The sequence below is a fragment of the uncultured Hyphomicrobium sp. genome, assembly GCF_902826555.1.
Classification (GTDB): Bacteria; Pseudomonadota; Alphaproteobacteria; order Rhizobiales; family Hyphomicrobiaceae; genus Hyphomicrobium_C.
Map to the genome: position 1 here is coordinate 1 of NZ_CADEFI010000047.1, position 9,477 is coordinate 9,477.

Below are 9,477 nucleotides of genomic sequence, written 5' to 3' on the forward strand. Positions count from 1 at the left end.
TGATGGGCGTGGTCGCCAACATGGCGCCGGACCTGTTTCTCGGCATCATCGCCGATGTGCCGTTCGTGGACGTGCTTAACACGATGCTCGACAAGAGCCTGCCGCTGACACCTCCCGAGTGGCCCGAATGGGGCAACCCCATCGAAAGCGCGCGAGAGTTCGCGATCATCCGATCGTACAGCCCCTACGACAACGTGGAGGCGAAAGCGTATCCGCACATCTTTGCTTATGGCGGCCTTACCGATCCGCGCGTCACGTATTGGGAGCCAGCGAAGTGGATCGCGAAGCTCAGGCGACTGAACACCAGCGACAATCTGGTGCTGCTCAAAACCAACATGGAGGCCGGACACGGCGGCGCGTCGGGCCGCTTCGAGCGACTGCGCGAGATGGCCATCGACTACGCCTTTGCGCTCAATATCGCCGGACTCGCCGGAAGCGGTTCCCCCGCCCCTTGAGATGGCGTGCCCTTTCGGGCAAAACCTCTGGAGCGTAAGGCCGGCGCCCCGAAAACGGGGCGGCTTTTCGCGGTGGGGGATGTGTCATGTTCGGAAGTAAATCGTTGGCCCCGCAGCCCACCGCCTCGCCCGGCGGGGAGCTCGAACTTCTGCTGCATGACGTCAATTCCGCCAGCGTTTCCACCCGAGGCGCCTGGATCTTCCTGATCGCGCTCGAAGCCTATTTCTTCATTGCGCTCTCCGGCATCAGCCATCGAGACCTCCTGCTCAACACGCCGGTCGCGCAGCCGATCCTGCAGGTCGCCATTCCGCTGCGCTCCTTCATTCTGTTCGGCCCACTGGTGCTGCTCGTCATGCACGCGGGCGTTCTTCAGCAGCACATCATCCTCGCGCGCAAGCTCAAGGCGCTGGACGCGGGCCTCAACAAACAGGAGGCCATCCCGCTCACGCACCCCGCGCGGCTGCGGGTGCACAGCTACTACTTCTCGCAGATCGAAGCGGGGCCGGAGACGAGCCGCGTCGTGCGTGCCGCCTTCCATGCCATGGACTGGATCTTCCTCAGGCTCCTGCCGCTCGGCCTGCTGCTGGCGTTCCAGATCACTTATCTTCCTGCGCACGACGCCCAGATCACGTGGTGGCACCGGCTCTATGTTCTGGCTGACCTGCTGATCGTAGTCGGGACCTCGCGCTTCCTCGCCAGCCTCGAGAAGATCTATCCCGGCAACGAAACGTTGACCGGCGATACGGTGCTAAGGCGCTTTACTGCGTCGCTCGCAGTGCTGCTCGTGATCCTGTTCTCGCTGGCGGTGGCGACGATCCCGGGCGAGCGGGTCGACCGTCTGCTCGCCGCCATCGAGCCCACTGCGGCACCGGTCCCGTTCCAAGGGCTCGGCAACGTCTCGCGCAATCTGCCTCCCGGCGCGCGTGACCGGCGTGCGTTCTGGCCAACGGCCGTGCTGTTCGACGGGGAGGTCGACGACTGGACGCGACGGCCGACAAGCTTCTTCGCGCGCAACCTCGTGGTCATGGACGAGGATCTGGTGCCCGACAACCACGGCTACGGCAACGAAACGAGCGTGTCGCTGCGCGGGCGCGATCTCAACTATGCGACTTTCGACCGCTCGGATCTGCACCGCGCCGATCTCACCGATACATTGCTCAAAGGCGCGAGCCTGATCGAGACCAATCTCGAAGGCGCAAAGCTCGTGCGCGTCGCGCTCCAGGGGGCGGATTTGTCTCTCGCGCGGCTTGCCGGCGTCGAGGCGCATGCGGTGCTGCTCGACGGGGCCCGGCTCTGTGCCGGCGAAACGCCGCTCGATCTTTCAACAAGCGCCGGCATCGAGCGCATCAAGTGCGGGGCACACTGACGCCACCGGCGTTCAGCATTTTTTCGACGTAGGCCGGGACGACCGATGTCGCGGGGCCGTAAACGGCCTCGGCGAACAGGGAGCGGCCCTCGGAGGGCTCGAGATTGAGCTCCACGGTGTGGGCGCCTGCCGCGCGTGCCTCGGCGACGAAGCCCGCAGCCGGATAGACGTTGCCGCTGGTGCCAATGGAGATGAAGAGATCGGCGGCTTCCAATAGCTCGCGGATGCGCTGCATGTGATAGGGCATCTCGCCGAACCACACCACGTCCGGACGCATGCCGCCCGCTGCCGTGCACGACGCGCACGCCGTCGTCAACGACATGTCCTCCGACCATGGCGTGCGAGCGCCGCACTTGGCGCAGAGCGCCCGGAAGAGCTCGCCGTGCATATGAATGAGGTTGCGACTGCCGGCGGCCTCGTGAAGTGCGTCGACGTTCTGGGTCACCACCCAGACCTCTCCCTCATGCTCGCGCTCGAGACGCGCGAGCGCGGCGTGGGCCGCGTTGGGGCGGATGCCGGCATGCGCGCGGCGGCGCATGTTGTAGAACTCGTGCACGCGCACGGGATTGCGTGCGAAGCCTTCGGGCGTGGCGACCTCGCGGTAGTCGTATTTCGCCCAGATGCCATTCGTGTCGCGAAAGGTCGGCACGCCGGATTCGGCGGAGAGACCGGCGCCTGTGAGAATGACGATCTTCTCAGTGCCCATGATCCATCCTCGCCAGCCGTTCCAGCACCCTGAACGCGAAAACGGCCGCCGTCCGATCCGGAGGCGGCCGCTCTCTGTTCCTCGCGGAGACGATCTTTCTACTTCACCTCGACCTTGAACGAGATGGCCGCCTTCTTCTTCTCGCTGCCGGTCCGCGTGATCAACTGGCCGGTCTTGTAGGTCTTCGAGAAACCCTCGATCTTGCCGGTCTTGGTGTTGACCGTGAAATCGAGGTCGCGCTTGTTGGCAACGCGGTTGATGTCGATCGGATCGTCGACAGTCAGATCCTTGTCGATCAGCGAGAGGTTGACTTCGTTGACGCCGGACTTGGCGGGAAGCGTGAGCTTCCAATTCGGCTTGAACACTTTCTCTCCCGTGAGCACGGGCGAGAAAGCCGCCTTGCCATCGATCCTGATGCGCGCGAAGAAATCACCGCTCGACAGATCGTCGGCGCGGTCGAGCGCATGGAACTCCGTAATGGTGACGACGATCTCCTCGGCGGCGGCTTGGCCCGCTGCGAGGACCATCGTGGCGCCGGCCGCCAGAGCGGCGGTTGCCCTCACAAATACTCGAAACATTTGACACTCCCCTTGAATAAATTTGGATCGGAAGGCCCGGCGCGCCCCCTGCGTCAACGACCGGATTGCCCGCGCCAATGCTAGCAGCAAAGCAAGAGCAGAGTCGCACGGCCGCATGTGCAAAGCAAATTCATCCGTATACTGCCGTTGCCGTTGTGTGACATGGTCACGTACGGACCTCGGCGAGCCCTGCACGACTGCCGTGCGGCGCTCGCAAATCCCTTATTGCTCTCAATCGACTAGCGGACGCCGCCCTATTGATTGCGGCGCGAAAACGAAACCGCATACGCCGGTGAGCGGATTTTAAAGATGCCGTCATTCTCCGGCCCCTCGATGCCCTCCACGACGTTGGTCGGGTCGAACATGTTGGTGTCACAGGTGGCGTCGTCCTCGAGGGCCGAGATCGTGAGCGTCCCGACGGTCACCGACTTGCGGTCGTCCGGCCAAAGGGCGGTCGGATCATCGAGCGCATCGCCGGGCTGGCCAAGGATCGATGTGACGTCGAACTCGACGGGACCTTTGGCAAGCCGGTCCGTAAGCTCAGGCTTGTAAAAATCCGGATCCTTGGCTTTTACCTCGTCATCGGTGAGGCTGGCTTCGCCGGCTTTCGGCAGCAGCTTCCACTTGATGATCTGCTTCTCGCCGGCCGCATTCGTCAGCGTGAACGTGTGCACGCCGAAATACGGCGTCGTCGCGTAGCTCGCGGGCACGGGGCGCGCGTTGAGCCAAGCCTTCTGGCGCGTCGATTCCGGATTGGCCGCGAAGAAGGCGCCGATCTTTTCCTTGTCCTTGCTCGCCACGGTCTGCAGCAGCTCCAGGAATTTGGCTGGTGTTTTCGCCGCGAAGATCGGAGCCGAGATCATCACCATGTCGGTCTGATTGCCCTGGCCGAGATCGATGTGAATCGCGAGCGCGCGCACGTTGTCCTTCTGGCCGTTGGGAGCTGCGGGATCGCCGCCTCCCATCGAGAAGCGGCCAACGACGGGCCAAGGACCCTTGCCGCTCAGATGCGGGGCCTTCGAGAGTTTTCCGGCCTCGTCGGTCGGTACGAACGAGCCTTTAACGCAGAAGCCATGCGTGTGGGCCGCACGCTTGCCGGGATTGGCTCCGAACACCGCATTCAAGGCATTGACGAGCGCTTCCGGATCCGTGTCATCGGCCGCCACAGGCGAGAATGACAGCCCGAAAACAAGCATGGCTGAGGTGGCGGCGACGGCCGCGAAACGAGCGAGCATGGTGAACTCCCTTCCGAGGATCGCCTTTAGGTACGACAAATCGGGAAAGCGAGAAAGGCCGCGATAGATCGCGGCCTCTCCAGGATCTTGCTCCCTTTCCGGGCATGACAAAGGGGCTGCCCTTTTCGGACAGCCCCTCCAAAAGCAAAAAGGGCCCCCTTTCGGGAGCCCTTCTAATTGGATCTGCCTATCTTAGGCAGCCTCGGCGCGGTAGGCCGGCAGCTTCTTATCCTCCTCGAGCTCGAGATCGGACTTGAGTGCGATTCCTACGTACCTCACTCCATCTTTCTTTTTGACTTTTTGTATTCCGAACTCGGCGATTTCCCGACCAAACGTCGGGAGTGCTAGAGGCTCCTTCTGTCGTTCTTCACACCAGACGCAATAGGCTTCGTACAGTGACGTCGCGGAGACCGTGTGGCCATCCTGGCTGTCCACGCTCTCCTTGTAGAAGCGCTGCACATCCGTTTCGGGAACGAGCAGCTTGGTCGGCGGCAACGAACGATTGTCGTTGGCACCGAAACGCGGCTTCTTGACTGCCACGGACACCTGCTGAGGTGCCGCCACCGCTGCCGCGGCGGTGCTCTGAACCGTCGCCATCTTCGGCGCGGCAGGGGCTTCACGGTCGTAGAGGCGCCACTGGCTGAAGGCAATGTACATGCCGAAGCCAGAGCCGACCTCGAGGAGCAGCGCGATGAAGATCGTCATCGCCATCTGCACCTGATCGACGCTCACGCCGGAGAGCTTCGCAAGCACGGCGGCCTGCGGATCGGCTTCTCCCATGACGGTCATCGCGTCGGTTTTGCCGAGCTTGCCCTGAATCTCAGCGATCCGGGCCTCGAGCACTTCCGCCTGCTGGCCAGAGGCCATCTCGGCGTTCAGGCCATGGTACTTCTGACAGAAGTCACGACCCTGCTTGCCGGTTGCATCCGAGCAAGCCTTGGTGAAGCTCCAAGCGCGCTGGTTCTTCAGCGCCTCGATCTCTCCTTGTACGGTTGCGGCAGGACGATGCTGCGGAATCCAGGACAATTGATCCTGGGCCCGCTTCAGGTCGCCTCGCAGGTCCTTGTAAACCTGAGCCTCGACTGCGCGATGCCCGGTCGTATCGAGCCGGTTCAGCGCGGCATGGCCGAGCGCGGAGGTCAGCGAATAGGCCGTGACCACGACGCCGACGAGTGCGGCAGCGATGGCCTGAGACCACATCCTGTTCTTGATTGCGGCGAAAAAGAAAAACGGGATCAGCGCCTTGAGACAGTCCGCCGCGACGCTTGCGGCGCCGTAGATCTGACCGTCCAACTCGGTTCGTCCCAAACTGAACCCAAAACGCCAATTCATAGCCGCCGAAACAGCAAGTAGAACACCGGCGGCTAGAATTCCGAACACGCCTAGAGCATGTCGTATTTTCATTGCCCTCTCCATTGAGGGCCCGCGTGCGCCCGGCCGCCCGGATGGCAGCCGACTAGCGGGCCTCCTGTCGTTTGGATCTGGAAGGAGAACAGACCGGTCAGCTCCGACGAACGACTGGTGTCTTCCGGATATGCGCGCTTCGGTTGCCCGTTGAGCTAGGGTCACCCCCCAAGGCGACCCATCGGACACTTTCGGCGCCGCCTCCGGCGGACACGCTGAGCTGAACCTGCCCACATCCTCTCTCGTTTGTGCACAGGCGACACCGCCGCTCGATGTCAATGTGCAAAACTGAGGCGCACGTGAGCGAAATCACGCAAGACACATCCCTCGGTGCCAAGGCTATGTGATTCTGGCGACGAGCCGCTACCGTTTGTTAAGGAGAATCAGTTCGGTACGAAAATCTGCCTGGAAACTCGTGCAAAAGTGCATCAGCTGTGGCGCTCCCGCACGACGAATTCATCCACATCCAGGCGCGGATTTATGCACCGGTTGTCCGCAAAGATCGCGGAAAAATCCACAGTCACCGTCCCGACATCATCCCCGCACGGATCGTGAGTTGCGTTGCGCAAAGAGGCCCGGGCTTGCCCCAGGCGTGCCGCCGGGGTGTTTGCGAACGTGTGCGTTAGACCCATTTAGACTCTCATTCGGCATGGTCCTTCGACCTTCGAGTTGCTATACTTTCTTTCGTCACGCCCCTCGTGTCCGCGCATGTGTCCTGGAGTGCTGTTTCATGCGGTGGTACGTCAGCTATCCCATTCTCGCTGCGGGTCTCGCGTTGGGGTTCGACGTTCTTTTTCCTGACGATCCTGCGTTTTCCCGTCGCGCCGGCGCCGAAATCCAGGCGGAAGCGCTTTCCGCGGCTCGAGCCGCTCCCGTCGTCGTTGTGGCGTCGGACCTCGACGCGCTCCCGCAGGCTTCGCGGATTGGACAGTTCTCGCCGGGCGCGAAGCTCCTCGCCGCCGAGGTGCCGAGCAAGCCTACCTCCGTGCTCGACTATCTCGCGCAGACCCTGACGCTTCCCGCTGCCGCGCCCGCTGCGACGACGCCCGGACCAGCACCGGTCAAGGTCGCCGCCTGGAAAGGCACGATCGTTCGTGACGGACAATCGAGCTCCGTCACGACGGCACGCCCCGAAGTACCGGTTTCGCGTCTCGCACTCACACGCGACATCCAGCGCGAGCTTCAGCGCGTCGGATGCTATCCGGGAGAGATCGACGGCGTTTGGGGTAGCGGGTCGAAGCGTGCGGTTCTGATCTTCATGGACCGCGTCAACGCCTCGCTGCCGATGCACGAGCCGGACGTCTTCATGCTTTCGCTGCTCAAGACGCAGGCCGATGCGGTCTGCGGCGCATCCTGCCCGAGCGGGCAGAGCCTGACGGCCTCGGGCCGATGCGTGCCGTCGACATTGGTGGCCCAGGCGGACAAGGCCGGGTCTTCGGCCGGGTCTTCGCCGCAGATGCCGGGTCATACCTGGGATGCGACCGTTGCGGAGGCGTCCGTCGCAAGCCGCGGCACGATCCCGTTCGGCCGCATGAGCATCGGCGGGCCCAAGCCGGACGACGTGGCGCAGCTTTCCTCGGCTTGGTCAGGCGCGACCGGCACGACGGAAATCCGCGAACCCCTCGAACGCACGGCCGCGCTCGACGAAGCCGAGATCGCCGGCGCGCTTCCTCCCGCCGCCGCCGCCGCCGCCGCACCCTCCTCGTTCGATACGGCGATAGCGCCTTCCACGATCAAACGCGGCAAGTCCCCTGGCGCGCGTGCGAAGGCGGACGGGCGTCCGCAGCGAACGAGCACGTACCGGCATGTGCAGCGCCTGTTTACGCATCCGCTCGGCATGTGAGTTCCGACGGCGCCTCAATCCCTAGCGCGACGGCAGCGGGGCGTCGGTCTGGCTTCTGATCCAATCCAGGAAATCGGCTGAGCCCCCGTCGACCGAGATCACGAGCAGGGCGGGGTTCTGGTAGGGATGGCGCGTTCGCACCTCCTGCATCACTCGCTCGGCGAGTTCCGGTCGCGTCTTGACGAGCATCACCGTTTCCGCATCGCGATGGCGTTTACCTTGCCAGCCGTAGATCGAGATCATGGTCGGCAAAATGTTAACGCACGCGGCGAGGCCGGCCTCGACCAGCGCGGTGCCCTCCGCCTCGGCGGCTTCCAGCGTCGGAAATGTCGAATAGACGAGAACGGCCTTGTCGTTTTGCTGCAAGTAGGCGAGCCTCCGGTTTTCGGGTTCCTCTCGAGTCCGACGTGTCGGCACGATAGCGCCGACCCGGCTGGGGCGTGAATGTTTTCGAACGTTCGATAACATCCCCGCTCCAGGTCTTCGTGGGACCAGCACGTCGCGCTTCGGATCGATCGGGTTCGAAGCGATCATGGTCTCACCCCAACCGCTGCAGTACGCCGCCCCTCTGGACCGCATGGCCAAGTCTCCAAAAAGCAAATTCGAAAAGATCGCATTCATCGCCAGCGACGTGACGGACGCCGGAGACGCTCTCGCGCGGCTCGCGGAGCGCTACGGCTCTGTGGATCCGCGGGAAGCGGACGCCATCGTGGCGCTCGGCGGCGACGGCCTGATGCTGCAGACGCTGCGGCGCTACCTCAACGACCGCATTCCGATCTACGGCATGAACCGGGGATCGGTCGGCTTTCTCATGAACGAGTATCGCGAGGACGGGCTTCTCGAGCGACTTGCCGCGGCGGAGATCAGCCGTGTGCATCCCTTGTCGATGGTTGCCTATGACGCCCAGGGCAAGGCCAGCAAGGCCCTCGCCATCAACGAGGTATCGCTGTTCCGCGAGACCTTCCAGGCCGCCAAGCTCAAGATCTCGATCGACGGCAAGGTGCGGATGGAGGAACTGATCTGCGACGGCGTGCTCGTCGCCACGCCGGCCGGATCGACGGCCTACAATCTTTCGGCGCACGGGCCGATCCTGCCCATCAACGCGCCGCTCTTGGCGCTGACGCCGATTAGCCCTTTCCGCCCGCGGCGCTGGCGCGGGGCGCTGCTTCCGAACAAAGCGCGCATCAGCGTGACGGCGCTCGAGATCGACAAGCGGCCGGTGAGCGCGGTGGCGGACGCGGTGGAAATGCGCCATGTCGAGCGCGTCGAGATCGAGCAGGCGCGCACCATCGATCTCTTCATGATGTTCGACCCCGGGCACAGTCTCGACGAGCGCATCCTGGCCGAGCAGTTCCGATACTAGGAGGCAATCGGCAACCTTCGCGGACTCCTGGCAGAGCCAATGCCATGCCCGGGTCCGTGCCTTCCTCGCGCCTGTCCGCCCTTGTGCCTTGACGAACGCGGCCGCCCGTGCCCCGCTAGGCTGTGGGCGGACAATCAGCGCCGCACCGGCTTGACGATTTCGGCCAGATCAACTGGGGGAACAATGTACTTTTTCGTGTTCATCGCCGCGGCTGCGGCTTTGTACTTCTTGGTCTCGGCAGGGCGGCAACCGCGCGCAGGGGTGTTCGTCGCAGCCGTCGTGTGGCTGCTCTACGCCGTTTATGAATACCTCGTAGGCAGCGGGGTGTTGTGCGATGCAAATTGCAACATCCGCGTCGATCTCATTCTCATTTGGCCCATCCTTTGGATCGCAAGCCTCTTCGGCATCAGCGCGCCCGGCAAGTGGACGACGGCCGGCAAAGTTTTCGGCGGAGTGAGCCTCGCCTTTCTTGCCTCCACAACGGTGCTGTTTCTTTACATGTATTTCATAGAAACGCCGGCAGCCG

10 protein-coding genes are annotated in these 9,477 nt (G+C 63.3%); 5 read left to right on the top strand and 5 right to left on the bottom strand.

Annotated elements, in window-relative coordinates:
* Both QZV93_RS15445 and QZV93_RS15450 read left to right on the top strand, forming a co-directional pair.
* A partial coding sequence (locus QZV93_RS15445) for a prolyl oligopeptidase family serine peptidase (protein ID WP_295559520.1) occupies positions 1-455 on the top strand: 455 nt, incomplete at its 5' end.
* Positions 456-541: 86 nt separating this feature from the next.
* Positions 542-1,822: a pentapeptide repeat-containing protein gene (locus QZV93_RS15450; protein ID WP_295559521.1), complete on the top strand. Its 1,281-nt coding sequence runs from the start codon at positions 542-544 to the stop codon at positions 1,820-1,822.
* On the opposite strand, the gene QZV93_RS15455 is transcribed toward QZV93_RS15450, so the two are convergent.
* The 4 genes from QZV93_RS15455 to QZV93_RS15470 form a co-directional block, all read right to left on the bottom strand.
* Positions 1,803-2,528, bottom strand: coding sequence for an NAD-dependent deacylase (locus QZV93_RS15455; protein ID WP_295559522.1), 726 nt, complete (start codon positions 2,526-2,528; stop codon positions 1,803-1,805). The two genes, QZV93_RS15450 and QZV93_RS15455, sit on opposite strands and share 20 nt — an antisense overlap.
* Positions 2,529-2,626: 98 nt before the next feature.
* The gene (locus QZV93_RS15460; RefSeq protein ID WP_295559523.1) at positions 2,627-3,106 is read right to left on the bottom strand and encodes a hypothetical protein; all 480 of its coding nucleotides are present in this window, start codon (positions 3,104-3,106) and stop codon (positions 2,627-2,629) included.
* Between the two features lie 254 nt (positions 3,107-3,360).
* Positions 3,361-4,341: a catalase family peroxidase gene (locus QZV93_RS15465; RefSeq protein WP_295559524.1), complete on the bottom strand. Its 981-nt coding sequence runs from the start codon at positions 4,339-4,341 to the stop codon at positions 3,361-3,363.
* A 192-nt stretch (positions 4,342-4,533) separates the two neighbouring features.
* Entirely contained in the window at positions 4,534-5,757 is a 1,224-nt protein-coding gene (locus QZV93_RS15470; protein WP_295559525.1) for a primase-like DNA-binding domain-containing protein, read from the bottom strand.
* 718 nt (positions 5,758-6,475) lie between these two features.
* Here QZV93_RS15470 and QZV93_RS15475 point away from each other — a divergent pair.
* Complete coding sequence (locus tag QZV93_RS15475; RefSeq protein ID WP_295559526.1) at positions 6,476-7,588, top strand: peptidoglycan-binding domain-containing protein; 1,113 nt, start codon at positions 6,476-6,478, stop codon at positions 7,586-7,588.
* A 21-nt stretch (positions 7,589-7,609) separates the two neighbouring features.
* Here the strand turns inward: QZV93_RS15475 and cutA are convergent, their stop codons facing one another.
* Entirely contained in the window at positions 7,610-7,954 is a 345-nt protein-coding gene (cutA, locus tag QZV93_RS15480; RefSeq protein WP_295559527.1) for a divalent-cation tolerance protein CutA, read from the bottom strand.
* A 211-nt stretch (positions 7,955-8,165) separates the two neighbouring features.
* Between cutA and QZV93_RS15485 the strand changes: the two genes are divergently transcribed.
* The gene (locus QZV93_RS15485; RefSeq protein ID WP_295559545.1) at positions 8,166-8,951 is read left to right on the top strand and encodes an NAD kinase; all 786 of its coding nucleotides are present in this window, start codon (positions 8,166-8,168) and stop codon (positions 8,949-8,951) included.
* A 183-nt stretch (positions 8,952-9,134) separates the two neighbouring features.
* On the top strand, positions 9,135-9,477 hold a 343-nt coding region (locus QZV93_RS15490; RefSeq protein WP_295559528.1), incomplete at its 3' end, for a hypothetical protein.

Bases quoted from the DNA above. Each gene is read 5' to 3' on its own strand.
- QZV93_RS15470 (WP_295559525.1), bottom strand. From the start codon at position 5,757: ATGGAGAGGGCAATGAAAATACGACATGCTCTAGGCGTGTTCGGAATT.
- QZV93_RS15460 (WP_295559523.1), bottom strand. From the start codon at position 3,106: ATGTTTCGAGTATTTGTGAGGGCAACCGCCGCTCTGGCGGCCGGCGCC.
- QZV93_RS15485 (WP_295559545.1), top strand. From the start codon at position 8,166: ATGGCCAAGTCTCCAAAAAGCAAATTCGAAAAGATCGCATTCATCGCC.
- QZV93_RS15465 (WP_295559524.1), bottom strand. From the start codon at position 4,341: ATGCTCGCTCGTTTCGCGGCCGTCGCCGCCACCTCAGCCATGCTTGTT.
- QZV93_RS15475 (WP_295559526.1), top strand. From the start codon at position 6,476: ATGCGGTGGTACGTCAGCTATCCCATTCTCGCTGCGGGTCTCGCGTTG.
- QZV93_RS15450 (WP_295559521.1), top strand. From the start codon at position 542: ATGTTCGGAAGTAAATCGTTGGCCCCGCAGCCCACCGCCTCGCCCGGC.
- QZV93_RS15455 (WP_295559522.1), bottom strand. From the start codon at position 2,528: ATGGGCACTGAGAAGATCGTCATTCTCACAGGCGCCGGTCTCTCCGCC.